We start from the raw sequence: 19,241 nt of genomic DNA, 5'->3' as shown, positions 1-19,241 counted from the left end.
AGTGTTACGCTGGAAAGATAGTTCGTTTTACTATCTCTGATCATTAAAAAAAGATTGAAAAAAACTTAACAACAACAAACGATTACCAAGTTGCTCTTGCAGTAGGACCTGCATCCAGTTCAACAAACTGTTGATCGAGGTATTTATAGTATGCAGTTATAGCAATCATTGCAGCATTATCGGTGCAATACTCAAAATTAGGTATATATGTTTTCCAGTCATGTTTTAAACCAGCTTCTGAAAGCGCTTCTCTTAATCCACTGTTGGCACTCACACCACCCGCAATACAAATATTTTTAATACCTGTTTGCTGCACTGCTTTCTTTAGTTTCTTCATGAGAATATTTACAATAGCAAATTGCACTGATGCGCAAAGATCATGCAGGTGTTGTGCTATAAAACCCGGTTCCTGTTTTTGCAAGAAATACAACACAGATGTTTTTAATCCACTGAAACTAAAATTCAATTCAGGTATCTGGGGTTCAGCAAAACTGAATGCTTTCGGGTTGCCGTTTTTCGCATAACGATCCACCAATGGTCCGCCCGGATATGGAAGCCCAAGCAATTTTGCCGTTTTATCGAATGCTTCTCCAGCAGCATCATCGATGGTTTCACCGATTACTTCAAGATGCAGTGGAGAATGAGCCAGTACTATCTGTGTATGTCCCCCGCTCACTGTTAAACATAGAAAGGGAAACGATGGATTATGGTCACCAATAAGGTTGGCCAGTACATGTGCCTGCATATGGTGAACACCGATCAATGGTTTATTCAGTGACAATGCCATTGATTTGGCAAATTGTGCACCTACCAGCAGACTGCCAATTAATCCGGGTGCCTGTGTAAATGCAATTGCATCAATATTATTTTTGTGAATACCTGCCTTTTGTAGGGCCTGGTCAACCACCGGAACAATATTTTGCATATGCGCACGGCTGGCCAGTTCTGGTACTACACCACCATATTGCTCATGAACAGACTGGTTTGCGATAAAATTGGACAGTATTTTCCCATCCACACATACCGATGCAGCAGTTTCATCGCAGGATGATTCAATGGCCAATATGGTTACAGGTTTACTGATGCGAACAGATTTCTGGTAAAAGAGAATGCAAAATTAATTGAATGAAGGATGTAATCCGTCTATTTTGTACGGATAGCCACTACCGGATCCATTTTAGCTGCAATGGATGCCGGAATAATTCCTGAAATTATACCCAGCCCTATACAAATACTTAATGCAAGTATGATGATATTCGGGGCTATATAAATAGGGAAAGGAAGTACAGCACTCAGTATGAGCGACATCAACCATACAAGGGCAAGGCCGATCAATCCGCCGATAATACATAGGAAAGCACTTTCGAGGAGGAACTCTGTCAGTATGGTTCTGCGTTTGGCACCAATGGCTTTTTTTAAGCCTATCTGACTGGTTCTTTCACGAACAGTTACAAACATGATATTGGCTACCCCAAATGCGCCTACTATTAAACTTAAACCTGCAATGGCCCAGCCACCGGCACTCACCTGTCCAAAAAATCCGCCTACCTGCTCACTAAACTGTGCTACATCATTACAGGAAAAATTGTTTTCGTCTGCCGGACTTAATTTTCTCAACTGCCGCATTACCCCTATCAGTTCATCGGCCAATGCTGGTGATGGTACATCCTTTTTACCCTGCACCATAATAAATGGACTGCTGTAATCCGGATTATACACACTGGCGAAATATCGATAGGTAACAATGAGTGACTGGTCATAATCAAACCCACCCACAAAACTTTGCCCTTGTTTTTTGATGACTCCAATGACATTTACACGTTTGCCATTATAGGAAACCTGTTTCCCAACAGCTTTCTGTGGATTTCCAAATAACTGCTCCGCTACAACGTATCCGATCACAGCGGAAGTGGTGCCACGCATAAATTCTGCTTCATTCAGGTACCGGCCATTATCAATATCAATGGTCTGAATGGATGTAAACTCCTCTGTTATCCCATAGATATTTACATTACTCAGGATATTATCCTTGTAACTCAGGTTCACGTTATTGGAAACAAAAAAACAGAGATTACTCGCCAACTGGCTTTTGGCTTTGATAAAACGCATTTCCTCCACTTTCATATTGGGGCGTTTCATGTATTTCCACCAGGGGTAGTCGGGACCACCACCACTATAGTCCCATTTATCAATATAAATGGTATTGTTCCCAAATGCTTTGATATCATTCTGCACTTTTCTTTCCAGGCTGTCAACTGTAGCCAGTACACCGATGATACAGAAGATACCAATGGTTATGCCAAACAGCGACAGGAAAGTACGCAGTTTATTGACGCGCAGCTCCTGTAAAGCCATCCGGAAACTGTTCCATAATATATTGAGCAGTTTGAACATATACCAAATGTAAGTGCAGTTTATGGATGGATAAACTAAATTTTATGGGCGGGGAAGAGATGAGACCGAATTCGGAAAGACAGAAAGTCCGGAAGTCAGAAATAAGTAGTGTACTTTTTGTTTGGCTTGCTATTATTTGCATAGGGGCTTCAACGTTAAACAAGTTTCTCCCGGACTTTCGGACTTTCGGTCTTTCCGACTACGAATGAACCATTCCCTCCCAAACATTGTTTATCAACATAAATGCATAAAACTTTTTACGTTTTCCGAAAATGCTATTGCGTTCTGCGTTATTTTTGCAGCGATTTCTTCAACTATAAACTTGCAATATGACCTGGAAACAAGTATTTACCTCATCTGTTGGAAAGAAGCTGGTCATGGGTTTCACTGGTATTTTCCTGATTCTTTTCCTGATTGTACATGCCGGATTAAATGCCTGTATCTGGGCCAACGATGGTGGTGAAATGTTTTTACATGCCGCTCATTTTATGGGTGCCAACTGGGTTCCTCGTATCCTTGAAATAGGATTGTTTGCAGGATTTTTCCTCCATATTATACAGGGTTACCTACTCACCGTTGAAAACCGTAAGAAAAGATCTGTGGGTTATGCCGTTTCTTACAGTAATGGAAGTAAATGGTACAGCCGCAGCATGGGTTTGCTCGGTACACTGATTCTTCTTTTTCTGATCATGCATATGTCGCATTTTTGGTTTCCCAACCGTTCCAACCAGGGGTTTCTGTTAGGACCTGAAATCAACCTGTATGAAAAAATGCAGACAGAGTTCAGTGTATTATGGGTAGTGATTTTGTATGTGATTGGCTGTATTTCACTGGCCTATCACTTGGCACATGGTTTCCAGAGTGCCTTTAAAACACTGGGTGTTCACAATAAGAAATACAATAAAATGCTGACAGCAATCGGTTATGGATTCTCCATCATCGTTCCATTGGTATTCGCCATGATGCCCATCAGCTTTTATTTTAAATGGATTTAATAAAGTCAAAAGTGAGCAGTCAACCATCAAAATGACGCTCACTCCACCTTTCACGTTATAAAAACATCTCGTATGTTGAATGCGAAAATACCTGCCGGGCCATTAGATCAGAAATGGACAGATTACAAGGGACATTGCAAGTTGGTGAATCCGGCCAATAAACGCAAGCTGGAAGTGATCATCGTAGGTACTGGTCTGGCCGGTGCTTCTGCTGCCGCTTCATTGGGTGAACTGGGATATAAAGTGAAGGCTTTCTGTTTCCAGGATTCTCCCCGCCGGGCTCACTCTATCGCAGCCCAGGGTGGTATCAATGCTGCCAAAAATTACCAGAATGATGGTGACAGTGTTTTTCGTCTGTTCTATGATACCATTAAAGGCGGCGATTACCGTGCCCGTGAAGCCAATGTGCATCGCCTGGCGGAAGTAAGTGCTAATATTATTGACCAGTGTGTGGCCCAGGGTGTTCCCTTCGCCCGTGAATATGGTGGTTTACTGAGTAACCGCTCATTTGGTGGTACACAGGTACAAAGAACTTTTTACGCTGCCGGACAAACCGGTCAGCAGTTATTAATAGGTGCTTATCAGGCCCTTGAGCGCCAGGTGGCGTTGGGTAATGTAAAAATGTACAGCCGTCATGAAATGCTGGAGATCGTTAAGATTGACGGAAAAGCACGCGGTATCATTGCCCGCGATCTGGTTAGTGGAGAACTGGAACGCCATTTTGGACATGCCGTATTACTTTGTTCAGGTGGTTATGGTAACGTTTTCTACCTGTCAACCAATGCCATGGGCAGCAATGTAACCGCCGCCTGGAAAGCACACAAACAGGGTGCTTTATTTGGGAACCCCTGTTTCACCCAGATCCACCCTACCTGTATTCCGGTAAGTGGAGATCACCAGTCGAAATTGACATTGATGTCAGAATCGCTGCGTAACGATGGTCGCATATGGGTACCCAAAAAACAAAACGATACACGTAAGGCTACAGATATACCTGAAGAAGAAAGAGATTATTACCTCGAAAGAAGATATCCTGCCTTTGGTAACCTGGTTCCACGCGATGTGGCATCACGTGCAGCCAAAGAAAGATGTGATGCCGGTTATGGTGTAGGCTCTTCCAAACAAGCCGTATATCTTGATTATGCTTCTGCCATTGAACGTTATGGCCGTACAGAAGCCAATAAACAAGGCAGAAACAATGTTAGCCTGGAAGAAATCATTGCCATGGGTAAAGAGGTGGTGAAGGAAAAATATGGCAACCTGTTCGACATGTATGAGAAAATCACAGGTGAAAATCCATATGAAGTACCCATGCGCATCTACCCTGCTGTACACTATACCATGGGTGGATTGTGGGTAGATTATGAACTGCAGACCACCGTTCCCGGATTATATGCATTGGGTGAAGCCAATTTCAGCGACCATGGTGCCAACCGTTTAGGTGCTTCTGCATTGATGCAGGGTCTGGCCGATGGCTATTTTGTTATTCCATATACCATTGGCAATTACCTGGCCGATGAAATCTACAGCAAAGCCATTGCTACCGATCATCCTGCTTTTGCAGAAGCGGAGAAAGCTGTGAGCGACAGGATTAATCAACTGATGAATATCAAGGGCAAACAGTCTGTTGAAAGTTTCCACAAGCGCCTGGGTAAAATCATGTGGGATAAATGTGGGATGGCCAGAAATGAAGAAGGATTGAAACAGGCTATTGCAGAAATACAGGCATTGAAAAAAGAATTCTGGAGCGATGTTCGTATTCCGGGTGAAATCAATGCCATGAACCCTGAATTGGATAAAGCCAACCGTGTGGCCGACTTTATTGAACTGGGAGAATTGATGTGTCTGGATGCGCTGAACCGTAAAGAAAGTTGTGGCGGACATTTCCGTGAAGAATCACAAACAGAAGAAGGTGAAGCGATGCGCGACGATGCTAACTTTATGTATGTAGCTGCCTGGGAGCACAAAGGAGAACACCAGTGGGAGCTGCACAAAGAAACATTGAATTATGATGTAATTAAACCAAGCCAGCGGAATTATAAGTAATTTGAAAATGTGGCAATTTGAAAATTTGAAAATGCTGAATTGTCAAAAATTACTTAATAGTTAGAAGCAGTTGCGGAGCGGGAGAGAAAAATTATAAATGAGGTAAATTGTTTCCTCATTTATAATTTTCCCATGAGAAATGACAGAAAAAATGTGATCGTAGAAAAGACTATTAGTTTTTCCTTACAGATCATAGCATATAATGAAGTTCTTGAACAAAACAGGAAATTTGTAATTGCGAAACAGGTTCTGCGATCTGGCACTTCTATTGGAGCTAATGTTTTTGAAGCCCAGAATGCTGAAAGCAGAGCAGACTTCATTCACAAAATGAAAATTGCAGCCAAAGAAGCAAGTGAAACGCTCTATTGGCTGACCTTATGTGAACAAAGTCCGGCGTATTACTATGATGCAAATTTGAAAGAGTCATTAGATGAAATCATCAGAATTCTTTCAAAAATAATTGCCACATCAAAGTCTTACTGACTGTTTTAATTTTCAAATTTTCAAATTTTCAAATTTTCAAATTGTTACCATGGAACATTATACAATGAATCTGAATCTTAAAGTCTGGAGGCAAAAGAATAGTGCTAGTAAAGGAGAGTTTAAACTGTACAGGGTAGAAAATATTTCTTCGGAAATGAGTTTCCTGGAGATGTTTGATGTGCTGAATGAGCAACTCATCCGCGATGGTGAAGATCCGGTTACATTTGACCACGACTGCCGTGAAGGTATTTGTGGAGCCTGTTCCATGTATATCAATGGCAAACCCCATGGCCCCTGGCAGGCCAATACCACCTGTCAGCTCCACATGCGTGCCTTTAAAGATGGTGATACAATAGTTGTTGAGCCATGGAGAGCCAATGCATTTCCCGTTATCAAAGATTTGATGGTAGACCGTTCTGCATTCGACCGTATTATACAGGCAGGTGGTTATATCAGCGTTAACACCGGTAATGCGGTTGACGGTAACGCCTTACCCATTGAGAAAGATAAAGCAGATGCTTCATTTGCGGCAGCCATGTGTATTGGTTGTGGTGCCTGTGTGGCAGCCTGTAAGAACAGCTCGGCTATGTTATTCCTCAGTGCCAAAGTATCACACCTGGCATTGTTACCACAAGGTGCACCGGAACGCAAATCGCGTGTCATAAATATGGTAGCGCAAATGGATAAAGAAGGTTTTGGTGCCTGCACCAATACCGGTGCCTGTGAAGCTACCTGTCCGAAAGAAATTTCCATCAGCAATATCGCAAGACTCAACCAGGAGTATTTGATGGCGGGGTTGACAGTGGAATAAGCTGAAAAGCTACAAGCTACAAGCTGCAAGCCACAAGTTGCAAGTTCTTAAAGCATCCAGAAACGCTGGATGCTTTTTTATTTGAAGCATCCTAACGTTACTTGTTCAGTACAAATGCAAAGCTTGTAGCTTGCAGCCTGCAGCTTGAAACTTCCTCCTATTTTTTCTTCAAAAAGAACGCGCTGATCAAAGAAATGACCAAGCCTACCGGTAATATTTCCGTATAGGTGATTAAGGCATTGAAGAAGGGATTCTTATACATTTCATTGAACTTGGCTATTTCGGCTGTTTTTTTAGCCAATTCCGCTGCTGTAGCGCCTGACTCCTTGGCTTTTGCCAGTGTTTCTTTAGCATATATTTCCGCGAAATCTGTAAATACATAGAAATATTCAAACAGCCAGGTGACCACATAAAAGGTAGAAGTAATTAATGCAATCAGCAAACCAATTTTAAAAGCTTTGCCAAAACTGATGAGTCCATTGTTGTATTTATCTCTGTAGCTTTTTATCCCAACAAAAATGAAGATAAATGCCAGGATCATCGAGGCGTACCCATAGATCATTCCATTCTCGAAATCTCCCGTGCTTTTAAAATACAGGGTTGCAAGTACCATGAGTGCACTCACAATAAAACCACCAATGATGCCATTAATAAGGATTACTTTTTTCATGTAAGTTGTTTTTCGATTTAAAAATTATTCGCAAAATCGATCCAATCTGAACAATCGGGTTCATACTTTCGGGTGATTTTATACTTTTTAGTCCATTTTCACCCATTAGTACCTGTTTTCAAGGAATTAAACCCAGCTTTTTTGCCTGATCAACAGCCTGCAACCTTTTCCCTACGTTGAGTTTTTCGAATATGCTGGATAAATGTGTTTTAACCGTATTAGGCGAAACAAATAATTGCGATGCTATCTCCTTATTGCTGTATCCTAATGACATTAAATTCAAAACTTCCAACTCACGACTGCTAAGTCCTAGCTCTTCCACCATTTTTTGATTGCGGGAAAAAGGAGTAGCTGTGTCGAGGTAGATGATCTTTTCTTTAATGGCAATTGTTTGTTTTGGTTGTGTAAGCTTTCGGGAGAGCCAAATACCGATTACCAGAAATAGCACTGCAATGAAAAGGGCATAAATGGTAAATACGTATTCATACAAAAGATATCTGATCTCCATCCACCTGAGCAATGCCAGCAATACTGCCAGACAAAAACTATAACCAATAATGAGTCGGTATTTTCGGATCATGTGTAACAGCCTTCCCCCCTAAGATAATAACTAAGGACTAAAGCTTATTACCTTTGCTGAATGCCCAATACTTATTTTCAGTTTAAACAATTCACCATCCATCAGCAACGGGCAGCTATGAAAGTATGCACCGATGCATGCCTATTTGGGGCATGGGTGACAAAGAAGATACAAGAAAACCAGTTTCAGGGTACAAGCGTACTGGATATCGGAACAGGAACCGGTTTACTTGCATTAATGCTGGCACAACAATTCCCGGGGTCCATTGATGCCATTGATGTAGATGCCGGTGCCGTAGATCAGGCAAGAGAAAATATAATTTTATCTCCCTGGAGTAATAAAGTAACCACGCATCATAGTGCTGTGAATGACTGGCAAAAAACCGGCTATGACCTTATCATCTCCAACCCTCCTTTTTATGAGCAGGATCTCCGAAGCCCTGATCAGCAAAGAAACCTGGCACTTCACGATACAGGTTTAACACTGGAGCAACTATGGGAAAATGTTACCCGCTGTATCCAGCCGGACGGAATTTTTGCTGTACTACTACCCTATCAACGCCTCGAAGACTGTTTGGAGTATAGCACTAATAATGGTTTCTTTCTTCATGAAAAAGTACTGGTACAGCAAACAGAAAAACATGGTCCGTTCAGGGTGATGCTTTTGTTTGGGAGGAAAAAGATGGAGCCGGTTAGCCATTCAATCCTCATCAAAAAAAACGGGAATTATTCAGAAGAATTTGTGGTTTTGTTGAAAGATTATTATCTGCATTTATAAAGAAGTTTATTGCCACTGAAGGCACAGAAAAACACAGAAACGATTCAGTGTATCTCAGTGCCTTCTCCGGCGGAATCCTTCGGACAGTGGCAATCAATCCATCAATGCGCCGCATAATCTGCTAAATACTCAAAATGTGAAGTCAGTTTTCCATTACGCAGAATAGTGGCACGATCCAAAGTATCAGTCCCTCCTTTGATGATGTCTTCGAGTACATATTTGATCAACTGTTCCCCAAAATATTTACTCGCATCGCGCGGTAATTCATTGGGTAGGTTACCCACCGCCATTACGTCGACACTACCGGTTAAATATGGCAGGGTTTTATCAAAACTATATTTATCAACCCCGTAAACAGGATCATCAATAGTAGCATCACCCAGGTTACATGGCACACTACCACCTTTATCATCTGTAATATCTGCAATGGTTTGTATCCGGAATGACGGATCTTTCAGGTCATCCAGTTCAAATAAACGCGGTATCTGCTGGTCCCAGTAAATACCATTCATGAGAATATCGGTATGCGAGCAGTACTGTTTAAAAACACATGTATACTCACCCGGATTTGCATGAAAATGATCGCGCTGATAAGTATTTTCTGTTTTGTGCCGGTATAAATCGGCCCCTTTCAGGTGTACATAAACGGGGTAACTAAAAGAACGGCTCATATATTCATCCGGTTCTACTTCCTGCACATCCATCAGGTTCATGATCTCAAGAATACCATGCGCCACACGGCCACTGCCTGTAACAGCTATTTTGATGTTGGGCAGTTTTAATCCGAAATAGGTATGAATGAGTTCGCGGTAATCTTTTACATCTACTACCCTGTTTAACTGATATGCCCCGGTTCTGTTGCCATAACACATGATACCATTGTGTGCACCCACTATACCCGCAAAAAAACCAAAGCCGATGATGCGTTGCCCATCTTCATGTTCCAGACACTCATAATCAATCAGGGTGATCTGTTTGTCAACCATCGCATGCATCAAAGCACGATTATAGGGCTGTTTCTTTTTGGTATGTGAAAAGAACAGGTAAGTTTTATGGGCCAGTAACATATCAACCGGCACTTCTTTAATACCCAGCAGTATGGAACAGGCTGAGAGATCATCCGTTAATTCAATCCCCGCATCGGCATATTCCTGGTCGCTGAAACAGCGGTTGGGTGAGCGTTGTACCAGTATTTTACAGCCTTCCACCTTTTTTTGCAGCCATTTACACTGTCCGGGCGTAAGCGCCACCCGGTTATCTGCCGGAATTTTTCCCTCTCTGATAAGTCCGATAACAAGCATTCTGCTAATTTTGTGGCAAGATAGTGAGTAGTGAGTAGTCAGTAGTGAGTTTTTCATCAACCTGCCTACTGACTACTCACTACTGACTACTCACTATGACCTACTTCGAACTCTTTAACCTCCCGATTACGCTTAACGTTGATACCAGCGGTTTGTCGAAAAAGTATTTTGAGTTGCAACGTAAATACCACCCCGACAGGTTTGGGCAGGCATCCGATGCTGAAAAGGAGGAAGCGCTGCAGGTATCGTCCCAGATCAATAAAGCATTTAAGATACTGAAGGATCGGGATGAAACCATTAAATATGTACTCCAGTTAAAAGGTTTGCTGGAAGAGGATGAAAAATACCAGTTGTCTCCCGATTTTCTGATGGAAGTGATGGAACTGAATGAGGAACTGGAAGAAGGGATGACCGAAACAATACAGGCCAAAATTGATCAGCTAAAAAAAGAATTGTATGCCACTGTGGAAACGATTATTACAGATTATCAGGAAGGTCTTACTTCCGAAAAAGAGCTGTTGCAAGTGAAAGAGTATTATTTTAAGAAGAAGTACTTAGATCGAATGGTTGAGAATTTGGAAATTTGAAAATTCGTGAATTTGAAAATGAGGTTTGTATGCCTTCAAATAAAAAAGCAGCGATTGAATCGCTGCTTTTTTGTGCCCAGAACAGGAATCGAACCTGCACTACCTTGCGATAACCAGATTTTGAGTCTAGCGCGTCTACCAGTTCCGCCATCTGGGCATTGGGGTTGCAATATTAGGGAAAGAATCTGAGAATCTGACAATATACCTGTTGAAAAAATGAGTGCTTTTCTTGTAAAGTAACAGCCTTCCCTTCGTCTACATAGCTTCATCAATATTTTAGACCCGAAACAGCAGAAAACTGTACTTTTCAGTACAACTTTATCCCATGCATAAGCGCGATTTTATCAAATCAATCTCCCTGGCTGGTCTTACATTACCCTTAAGCAGTAACGCTATGAACGAATGGATACAACAATACGATACCCTCTCCCCGGCAGAGATAGCCGATGATGAAAATTTCTGGTCGGTGATCAGAAACGGGTATAAACTGAAACCAGATTATATCAACCTGGAGAACGGTTATTATAATTTCTTACCCGAAAATATCCTCGAAGCCTATATTAAAAACATCCGTGAAGTCAATTACCACGGACCTTATTACATGCGTACAGTGCAGGCTGATAATAAAAAGAAAGCCAATGCCCTACTAGCCGAATTAGCGGGCTGTAGTGCCGAAGAACTTATTATTACCCGTAATACCACCGAATCGCTCGATACCATTATTGGTGGCTTCCCCTGGAAAGCCGGTGATGAAGCGGTAATGGCTGCACAGGACTACCTGGCCATGCTCGATATGTTTAAACTGGTAGCCAAAAGACATGGTATCATTAATAAAATGGTTTCCATTCCCCACAACCCTAAAAGTGATGAAGAGTTGGTTCAGGTATATGCCAATGCTATTACGCCCAAGACCAAACTCCTGATGGTTCCACATGTCGTGAATATTACCGGTCAGGTAATGCCTGTTCAAAAAATCTGCGACATGGCCCATAGTAAAGGTGTTCAGGTATTGGTAGATGGCGCACACGCTTTTGCCCAACTCAATTTCAAGATACCCGACCTGCACTGCGATTATTATGGCGCCAGCCTGCACAAATGGCTGAGCGTACCGCTGGGTGCAGGTTTATTGTATGTGAAGAAGGAACATATTCACCAGAACTGGCCATTGCTTGGTCCTTCAGAGGGTGAAGAAAAAACGATTGCCAGGCTAAACCATACTGGTACACATCCGGTAGCTACCGATATCACTATACCTTATGCCATTGAACATTATAAAATGATTGGTGCAGAAAGAAAAGAAGCCCGATTAAAATACCTGCAGCAATACTGGCTGAAACAGGTAAGGACATTGCCTAAAATCATCCTCAATACCCCCGATGATCTACAACGCTGTTGTGCCATTGCCAATGTAGGGGTGAAAGGAATAAAGCCCTCGGATCTTGCCACTACACTTTTAAATCAATATAAAATTTACACCGTAGCGATTGAACGAGCAGAAGCCGATGTATATGGATGCCGCATCACCCCCAATCTCTATACCACTACAAAAGAGCTTGATCAGTTGGTGGCAGCGTTGAAAAATGTCTGATGTCAGATGTCTGATGTATGATTTTATGAAAGCAGTAACTTGCAAATCCAAAGCATCCGACATCCGACATCCGACATCCGACATCCGACATCCGACATCTAATATCTAACATCTCTTATGCCACACAGTCTCTCACCCGATCAATGGATAGCCAATTACGCAGATCTGCTATATGCTTATGCGAAGCCGAGGGTGAATGATGCACAGGTGGCCGAAGACCTGGTACAGGAAACATTTCTGAGTGCCTGGAAAGCCAAAGATGGATTCAAAGGTGAAGCATCAGAGAAGAGTTGGTTATTTACCATCCTCAAAAACAAAATCATCGATCATTATCGCAGGAAAGCTAAAGAGATTGTACAAACAGGTACCGAATCGGATGCGACCGATGTTTTCTTTGACCAGCATGAACACTGGACCAAAAACGACCAGCCATTGAGCTGGACTTTGCCTTCGGACAATATCAACCAGAAAGAATTTTATACTGTTTTTGAAAAGTGCAAACGAAAACTCCAGCAGGTACAACAAAGCGTATTTGTCATGAAATACATGGACGATCTGGATGCAGATGAAATTTGTAAGGCATTGGGCATCACCCCGTCTAATTACTGGGTGCTGATACACCGGGCCAAACTTGGGTTAAGGGCCTGCCTGGAAAAAAACTGGATCAACCTGAAATAAATAATTTGACGCCCCATGGGATTGTTTACAATCAGTTGCAAAAAAGCCACTTATCTCTCCTCCAAAAAAGAGGAAGGTAAACTGAGCTGGATGGAAAAAATCCAGTTGCGTTCTCATATGACCATTTGCAGCCTTTGCCGTTTATTTGAACAACAGTCAAATATGATTGCCCACCATGCCAAACATGCTGAGTGTACAGATACACTTTCAGAAGCGTCTAAAAATAAAATGCAGGAGTCACTAAGTGCAAGTAAATAGAACACGGATTTTTCATGATTGTTATGATTTTTCATGATAGATCATAACAATCATGAAAATCTGTGTGCCATCTAATGGCAAAAAAAATGTCGAACGACTATTCATCATTCGACATTCAATATTGAATATTTCTCTGTTTCTTATTTCTCCGAAGGATTCTTCTTACCGGCCAGTAATTTCTCCAGCGCTGTTTCCAGTCTCCGCTGTTTTGTTTCTTCTTTCTTGGCACCCTGGATCCAGGTTACATATTCTTTCTGGTTGGTGAATGACAATGAGGTGAAAAACTCTTTGGCTTCCTCGTGTTTGGTGAACAGTCTTTCCAGTTCAACCGGGGCCACTACCAGTCTTTTTTCAAAATCAACACCCAGCTCCTGGCTCTTTACTTCCGAGAAAGCACGTGAGCGGTTGGGTATTTTATCGGTCTTTTTAAAACGGATGGCACTCCATACATGATCAAGGGCCACCATTCTTACCGATTCATACTCTTTTTTGGTAAGACAGTCCCAACTGCAATCACGATTCAGATCACTAACAATCTTACTCGTGGTTTTGGGATAAGCTACCCATAACTTACTGTCTTCATGTAGCGCTGGTATCACTTCGCACAACACATTATTCAACTGTTGCTGACTGATAGCGAACACCAGGGCAAAATCAACCTTTTTGCTTCTCAGCAGCGGGGTTACATTCTTGGCATAAGTTAACTTGGCAAACTGTTTTTCGATAGCTGAAGGAAGTCCCTGAATAAGCAGGTTCTTCTCATCCTTCAACTGCAACTTTTCCAACACGGTCTGATTTGACATGCCTAAAAACAAATTAGTAGGATGAACAAAAAGAAGGCAAAGTTAAAAAAATGTTATGGGTTTCCGCAAACAAAAGCAATGTATTTTGTGTTTGAGCGGCTTTTTTAACAGAAAAAGAGCTGATTTTACTGAGATATATGCGATAATTTTAATGTATCTGGAGCTGTGGGGAGCAAAGTCCGAAAGTTGGAAAGTCCGGAAGTCCAACGAAGACCTCCAAATCACAGCGCCTTCTTCCTGTCTTCCGGACTTTCCGACTTCAAACTTTTCAACTCACTTCTTATAATACTGAGTAACTGTTGCGTCCATTATTTTCTGCAACGCTGCTATGCGGGTTTCATCGGCCGGGTGGGTGCTGAGGAATTCCGGTGGTTTATTACCCCCGCTTGCTTTGGCCATACGCTGCCAGAACGGGATGGCTTCTCTCGGATCATATCCCGCCAAAGCAGAAAACATAAGTCCTAATTTATCAGCTTCCAGTTCATTTTTTCTGCTGAAGGGCAAAATCACTCCTACATTGCTGCCAATACCATAGGAAGTCATAAACAGGTTCTGTGTTTCAGTTGGTTTATTGGCAATAGCAACAGATAAAGCCACTCCACCTAATTGCTGCAACAAACCCTGGCTCATACGTTCATTACCGTGGCGTGCCAAAGCATGTGCTACTTCATGTCCCATTACCACTGCCAGTGATGCTTCATTTTGCGTAAGCGGAAGTAATCCGGTGTATACCACAATCTTACCACCCGGCATACACCAGGCATTAGGTTCCTTGTTGTTTACGAGGTTTACTTCCCAGGCAAAATTTTCGATGTCTTTGGCATACCCCTTTTCAGCGTAATATTTTTTAATAGAAGCAATAATTCGCCCACCGACTCTTTGTACCATCGCTGCATCATTATTACCGGATGGCTGTACCGCAGGGTTGGTTGAAATAAACTCTTTGTACTCGTTAAAAGCCATCGCCTGTATTTCAGAATCAGGTAAAAGGCTTAACTGGTTCCTTCCGGTGATGGTGTTACGGTGACAGGCTGCAAATGCTATACTAAGCAACAGCAAGTAAATGATACTCTTTTTCATAAATGCATTTTGATAAAACTGAATAAAAACCATACCAAAGATAGCACCGGTAACAGGTGAAATGTTAGGGATCGACCGATAACTGTGAATGATACAATAAATGGGCTGGATTATACAAAACAATGCGAGGTGATACCGGATGCCAATTGGTATCCAGTCTATTCATTTGAAAATCGAGCGGAATAAATACTTATTTGAAGCGATCTCGTCTTAACCTGCGTTTATCGCGGTGGCGGAGAATGGGCACTTTACTTTCAGTGCCTTTGAGAATACGGGAAATATTTTTCTGGTGTGTGAGGACCACCATTAAAGCTACAAGAACCGCAAATATGCGGTACAGGGTTTCTTCCTCATTGAAAATGAAAAGGATAAATACCATAAATGAAATACCCGCCAGTATAGAACTCAACGATACAAAGCGTGTCAGGTATAATACAATCAGGAAAACACCGATACAGCAAAGAGCAACCATTGGCTGAATGGCTACTGCCATTCCCAGTAATGTTGCCACCCCTTTACCGCCACGGAAATTGGCCCATACAGGGAAAATATGACCCAGTACGGCGGCCAGCCCCAAACCGATCATGAGGTTGGTTCTGTCCCACTCATTGGTGAGGTAATAAGGTAAAAGAATATAAAGAGAAGTAGCTATTACACCTTTAATGACGTCCACCATCATCACAAAACTGCCCCATTTAGAACCCAAAACACGGAAGGTGTTGGTGGCGCCCGCATTGCCACTTCCATAATCGCGGATGTCTATACCAAAGAATGATTTACTAACCCAGATTGCGGTAGGAATCGATCCGATCATATAAGCCAATACAATGAGCAATAGTTCGTTCATCGGGGGGTGGTTGAAGTTTGGAGGTACAAATATACCTAAAATGAAGTTAATGATAAATTAACATCCCCCTTGGGGAAAATTATCCCTTTAGCCTGATGGCTATCCACGCCCCCCTCTGTACTGTTTTAATATGGTGCCAACCTAATGGTTTACAAGCGGTTAAAATATCGTTTTCGTCATCGCTCAGCAAGCCACTTAGTACGATTTCGCCCCCGGGAATCACAGCTTTGGCCAGGTATTGCAGGTTATCGAGGATGATATTTTTATTAATATTCGCGATAACGATTTGATACGGCTTATTTGTTTTAGCTGTATCATCTTTCTGAATATCAATATATTGGCAATTGTTAATTAAAGTGTTTTCAGAAGCATTTTCCACACACCAGTCATCATAATCAACGGCCAGGATTTCTGTTGCTCCCAGCTTTTCGGCCAGTATGGCCAGTATACCCGTGCCTGTTCCAAAGTCGAATACCGATTTGCCCTGAAAATCAATCTCACGCATCAATTGCATCACAGAATAAGTGGTGGCATGGTGGCCCGTTCCAAAGCTCATCTTAGGTGTAATCACAATTTCATGCTGCACACCTGCAAGCGGAGCATGGAACCCTGCTCTTATGCCTACAAAGTCATCTACCAACACCGGTTCGAAATTAGATTCCCAAACAGCATTCCAATTTTCTTTTTTAATAATTGATTTTGAATAAGTTATAGACAGTTGATCAATTATTTGCTTTATATTTTTTTCGTCGAAAGCCCCTTCTTCAATATATGCTTTCAGTTCTGTCTCCGATTCCTCAAAGCCTTCAAAACCCAGTTCAGCCAATTGGGCCACCAGGATGTCGCGGGTTGACTCTTCGGTTACGGGGATGGTTATTTGGTAGTGGTTCATTGGAAATTTGAAAATTTGAAAATTTGAAAATTCTTGGGTCTAATCCGCCTGAGGCGGATTGTAAATTAAGCCCTGCGGAATATTAAAAATGGGACTTCCTGTTTGGCAGGAAGTCCCATTTCATATTCGTCATTCAATATTCAATATTGATTACGCTTCTCCTCCTTCCTCACGGGGTTTTGCACCCTCGGGTCTTGGCATCAGCACTTTACGGCTCAATTTGAATTTTCCTGTTTTAGGATCCAATCCAACCAGTTTCACTTTCACCATATCACCTTCATTGAACAGGCCTTCCATGCTTTCGAGGCGTTTCCAACTGATTTCACTGATGTGTAACAAACCTTGTTTACCAGGCATGAACTCCACAAAAGCACCAAATTCCTTGATCCCTTTTACCGGACCTTCATACACATCGCCTACAGTAGGTGTAGCAGTAATGCCTCTTACCCATGCCACTGCTTTGTCAACAGAAGCTTTATCGGCAGAGAAAATGCTCACTTCACCTGTATTACCCACTTCTTCGATATTGATGGTAGTACCTGTTTCGCGCTGGATTTCCTGGATTACTTTACCACCTGGTCCGATTACCGCACCGATGAATTCTTTATCGATGATCAGTTTGATCATACGTGGTGCATGTGGTTTCACATCATCACGGTGTGCAGGAATACACTCATACATGGCATCGAGGATGTGCAAACGACCTTTACGGGCCTGTTCCAATGCTTCACGCATTACTTCCATGCTCAGACCGTCTACTTTAATATCCATCTGTACACCACAAATACCATCGCGGGTACCAGTTACTTTGAAGTCCATATCACCCAGGTGATCTTCATCGCCCAGGATATCGGTCAGGATCGCATATTTACCATCTTCACGGGTAATCAGTCCCATCGCCACACCACTTACGTGTTTAGGTACAGGAACACCTGCATCCATCAATGCCAGCGAACCGGCACAAACAGTAGCCATAGATGAAGAACCATTACTTTCCAGGATATCACTCACCACACGAACGGTATAAGCATAATCGCTGCTGTTAGGCATCATCTGTTTCAGTGAACGCATGGCTAGGTTACCATGTCCCACTTCACGACGGCTCTGACCGCGCATCATTTTTACTTCTCCGGTGCTGAATGGAGGGAAATTATAATGGAGATAGAATTTAGAATCTACAGATTTGGCTGCACTTTCTACCAGCAGATCATCCAGTTTGGTACCAAATGTTACGGTAGTCAGTGATTGTGTTTCCCCACGGGTAAACAGTGCTGAACCGTGTGGTGTTGGTAATGGATCCACTTCCATGGCCAATGGACGAACTTCATCGAGCTTGCGACCATCCAGACGGAAGCGGTCGTCGATGATCATGCTGCGTACTACTTCCCATTTCAGGTCTTCGTAGTATTTCTTCGCCAGTTTTTTGTCCAGATCGGTAATATCTTCACCCAGGCTGGCAATCAGTTCATCTTTCAATGCACTGTAAGCATCGCTGCGCTCATGTTTGGCCGATCCTTTACGTGAGATTTCATATACACGGTCTTTGGCAAAAGCATACACTTTTGCTTTCAGTTCTTCGTTCTGCTCAGGCTTTTTGTAATCGCGCATGGTGGTTACACCTTTCTTCGTTCTCAGTTCTGCCTGTGCTTTAATCTGTATACGGATGGCATCATGTGCCAGTTCCAGTACTTTAATCAGATCAGCTTCTGAACATTCTTTTGCTTCGCCTTCCACCATCATGAGGTTTTTCTCAGTAGCGGCTACGATGAATTCGATTTCAGACTTTTCTAATTCGGAACGGGTTGGGTTGATGATATATTGACCATTGATCCGGCCAACCCTTACTTCACTGATGATTTCTTTGATGGGAATATCTGATACAGCAAGTGCAGCAGATGCAGCCAGGCAAGCCAGTGAATCGGGCATTACTTCAGCATCGCTGGATACAAGGCTAACCAGCACCTGTACATCGCACAAATAATCTTCTGGGAATAATGGACGTAAAGCGCGGTCGATCAAACGGCTGGTGAGAATTTCATAGTCGTTTAAGCGGGCTTCACGTTTGAAAAATGAACCGGGAATGCGGCCGGCGGCGGCAAATTTTTCCTGGTAATCAACACTCAAAGGGAAGAAATCCTGCCCTTCTTTGGGATCTTTATTGGCAACAACGGTGGCTAAAAGCACACAATTGCCCTGGCGCACTGTAACGGCACCATCTGCCTGACGGGCCAGTTTACCGGTTTCGATGGTAACGATACGGTTGCCACCGAGATCAAAACTGACACTGATTGGTTGTGATAACATAATTAATTTTTGTAGTAGGGACCATCCGGCACAGGCGGGAAAACGTGCAGGATACCCTGGTTAGGGAAATGAACTGAAACAGGTACTGACACAAATAACTATTCCCAACCGTTTACAAATACCAGTTGGGAATAGCATGTATCATAG

The 19,241-nt window shown here is 42.5% G+C and carries 19 protein-coding genes and 1 tRNA gene; 9 read left to right on the top strand and 11 right to left on the bottom strand.

The features are described from left to right. Positions 1–82: 82 nt before the first annotated feature. Both tsaD and ACH3Z1_RS12140 read right to left on the bottom strand, forming a co-directional pair. Positions 83–1,063, bottom strand: coding sequence for a tRNA (adenosine(37)-N6)-threonylcarbamoyltransferase complex transferase subunit TsaD (gene tsaD, locus ACH3Z1_RS12145; protein WP_490822248.1), 981 nt, complete (start codon positions 1,061–1,063; stop codon positions 83–85). An 80-nt stretch (positions 1,064–1,143) separates the two neighbouring features. Further along, positions 1,144–2,394 carry an ABC transporter permease gene (locus tag ACH3Z1_RS12140; protein ID WP_490822247.1) on the bottom strand — a complete coding sequence of 417 codons (1,251 nt, stop codon included), beginning with the start codon at positions 2,392–2,394 and terminating at the stop codon, positions 1,144–1,146. Between the two features lie 329 nt (positions 2,395–2,723). Here ACH3Z1_RS12140 and ACH3Z1_RS12135 point away from each other — a divergent pair, with 329 nt between their 5' ends. The 4 genes from ACH3Z1_RS12135 to ACH3Z1_RS12120 all read left to right on the top strand — a co-directional run bounded on the left by ACH3Z1_RS12135 (position 2,724) and on the right by ACH3Z1_RS12120 (position 6,729). After that, positions 2,724–3,389 (top strand): succinate dehydrogenase cytochrome b subunit, encoded by a 666-nt coding sequence (locus ACH3Z1_RS12135; RefSeq protein ID WP_490822246.1) that lies wholly within the window; start codon positions 2,724–2,726, stop codon positions 3,387–3,389. A 72-nt stretch (positions 3,390–3,461) separates the two neighbouring features. Then, positions 3,462–5,435 carry a fumarate reductase/succinate dehydrogenase flavoprotein subunit gene (locus ACH3Z1_RS12130; protein WP_490822245.1) on the top strand — a complete coding sequence of 658 codons (1,974 nt, stop codon included), beginning with the start codon at positions 3,462–3,464 and terminating at the stop codon, positions 5,433–5,435. Between the two features lie 132 nt (positions 5,436–5,567). After that, a complete protein-coding gene (locus ACH3Z1_RS12125) occupies positions 5,568–5,918 on the top strand; it encodes a four helix bundle protein (protein WP_490822244.1) in 351 nt (116 codons plus the stop codon). Positions 5,919–5,967: 49 nt separating this feature from the next. After that, positions 5,968–6,729 (top strand): succinate dehydrogenase/fumarate reductase iron-sulfur subunit, encoded by a 762-nt coding sequence (locus ACH3Z1_RS12120; protein ID WP_490822243.1) that lies wholly within the window; start codon positions 5,968–5,970, stop codon positions 6,727–6,729. A 157-nt stretch (positions 6,730–6,886) separates the two neighbouring features. Here the strand turns inward: ACH3Z1_RS12120 and ACH3Z1_RS12115 are convergent, their stop codons facing one another. Then, the gene (locus tag ACH3Z1_RS12115) at positions 6,887–7,399 is read right to left on the bottom strand and encodes a DUF4199 domain-containing protein (RefSeq protein WP_490822242.1); all 513 of its coding nucleotides are present in this window, start codon (positions 7,397–7,399) and stop codon (positions 6,887–6,889) included. Between the two features lie 118 nt (positions 7,400–7,517). Beyond that, on the bottom strand, positions 7,518–7,979 hold the full coding sequence (locus ACH3Z1_RS12110; RefSeq protein ID WP_490822241.1) for a helix-turn-helix transcriptional regulator: 462 nt from the start codon (positions 7,977–7,979) through the stop codon (positions 7,518–7,520). A gap of 60 nt (positions 7,980–8,039) precedes the next feature. On the opposite strand from ACH3Z1_RS12110, the gene ACH3Z1_RS12105 reads away from it, so the two are divergent. Next, positions 8,040–8,756: a tRNA1(Val) (adenine(37)-N6)-methyltransferase gene (locus tag ACH3Z1_RS12105; RefSeq protein WP_490822240.1), complete on the top strand. Its 717-nt coding sequence runs from the start codon at positions 8,040–8,042 to the stop codon at positions 8,754–8,756. 101 nt (positions 8,757–8,857) lie between these two features. Here ACH3Z1_RS12105 and ACH3Z1_RS12100 read toward each other — a convergent pair whose 3' ends face one another. After that, on the bottom strand, positions 8,858–10,057 hold the full coding sequence (locus tag ACH3Z1_RS12100; protein ID WP_490822239.1) for an NAD(P)-dependent oxidoreductase: 1,200 nt from the start codon (positions 10,055–10,057) through the stop codon (positions 8,858–8,860). Between the two features lie 95 nt (positions 10,058–10,152). On the opposite strand from ACH3Z1_RS12100, the gene hscB reads away from it, so the two are divergent. Next, complete coding sequence (hscB, locus tag ACH3Z1_RS12095; protein WP_490822238.1) at positions 10,153–10,644, top strand: Fe-S protein assembly co-chaperone HscB; 492 nt, start codon at positions 10,153–10,155, stop codon at positions 10,642–10,644. A gap of 73 nt (positions 10,645–10,717) precedes the next feature. On the opposite strand, the gene ACH3Z1_RS12090 is transcribed toward hscB, so the two are convergent. After that, positions 10,718–10,801 (bottom strand) — tRNA-Leu (locus ACH3Z1_RS12090). 168 nt (positions 10,802–10,969) lie between these two features. On the opposite strand from ACH3Z1_RS12090, the gene ACH3Z1_RS12085 reads away from it, so the two are divergent. From ACH3Z1_RS12085 to ACH3Z1_RS12075, 3 genes are all read left to right on the top strand, one after another. Beyond that, positions 10,970–12,232 (top strand): aminotransferase class V-fold PLP-dependent enzyme, encoded by a 1,263-nt coding sequence (locus ACH3Z1_RS12085; protein ID WP_490822237.1) that lies wholly within the window; start codon positions 10,970–10,972, stop codon positions 12,230–12,232. Positions 12,233–12,349: 117 nt separating this feature from the next. Beyond that, positions 12,350–12,910 carry a sigma-70 family RNA polymerase sigma factor gene (locus ACH3Z1_RS12080; protein ID WP_490822236.1) on the top strand — a complete coding sequence of 187 codons (561 nt, stop codon included), beginning with the start codon at positions 12,350–12,352 and terminating at the stop codon, positions 12,908–12,910. Between the two features lie 15 nt (positions 12,911–12,925). Then, positions 12,926–13,168: an anti-sigma factor family protein gene (locus ACH3Z1_RS12075; protein WP_490822235.1), complete on the top strand. Its 243-nt coding sequence runs from the start codon at positions 12,926–12,928 to the stop codon at positions 13,166–13,168. Positions 13,169–13,308: 140 nt separating this feature from the next. Here the strand turns inward: ACH3Z1_RS12075 and ACH3Z1_RS12070 are convergent, their stop codons facing one another. The 5 genes from ACH3Z1_RS12070 to pnp all read right to left on the bottom strand — a co-directional run bounded on the left by ACH3Z1_RS12070 (position 13,309) and on the right by pnp (position 19,094). Next, entirely contained in the window at positions 13,309–13,971 is a 663-nt protein-coding gene (locus ACH3Z1_RS12070) for a YdeI/OmpD-associated family protein (RefSeq protein WP_490822234.1), read from the bottom strand. 273 nt (positions 13,972–14,244) lie between these two features. Then, entirely contained in the window at positions 14,245–15,051 is an 807-nt protein-coding gene (locus ACH3Z1_RS12065; RefSeq protein ID WP_490822233.1) for a M48 family metallopeptidase, read from the bottom strand. A 190-nt stretch (positions 15,052–15,241) separates the two neighbouring features. Next, positions 15,242–15,898 (bottom strand): glycerol-3-phosphate 1-O-acyltransferase PlsY, encoded by a 657-nt coding sequence (gene plsY, locus ACH3Z1_RS12060; protein ID WP_490822232.1) that lies wholly within the window; start codon positions 15,896–15,898, stop codon positions 15,242–15,244. 79 nt (positions 15,899–15,977) lie between these two features. After that, positions 15,978–16,790, bottom strand: coding sequence for a 50S ribosomal protein L11 methyltransferase (gene prmA / locus ACH3Z1_RS12055; protein ID WP_490822231.1), 813 nt, complete (start codon positions 16,788–16,790; stop codon positions 15,978–15,980). 150 nt (positions 16,791–16,940) lie between these two features. Beyond that, the gene (gene pnp, locus ACH3Z1_RS12050) at positions 16,941–19,094 is read right to left on the bottom strand and encodes a polyribonucleotide nucleotidyltransferase (RefSeq protein ID WP_490822230.1); all 2,154 of its coding nucleotides are present in this window, start codon (positions 19,092–19,094) and stop codon (positions 16,941–16,943) included. Positions 19,095–19,241 lie beyond the last annotated feature (147 nt).

The sequence above is a fragment of the Sediminibacterium sp. FW305-C-49 genome, assembly GCF_058231085.1.
This window is presented reverse-complemented; position numbering and strand designations above follow the sequence as displayed.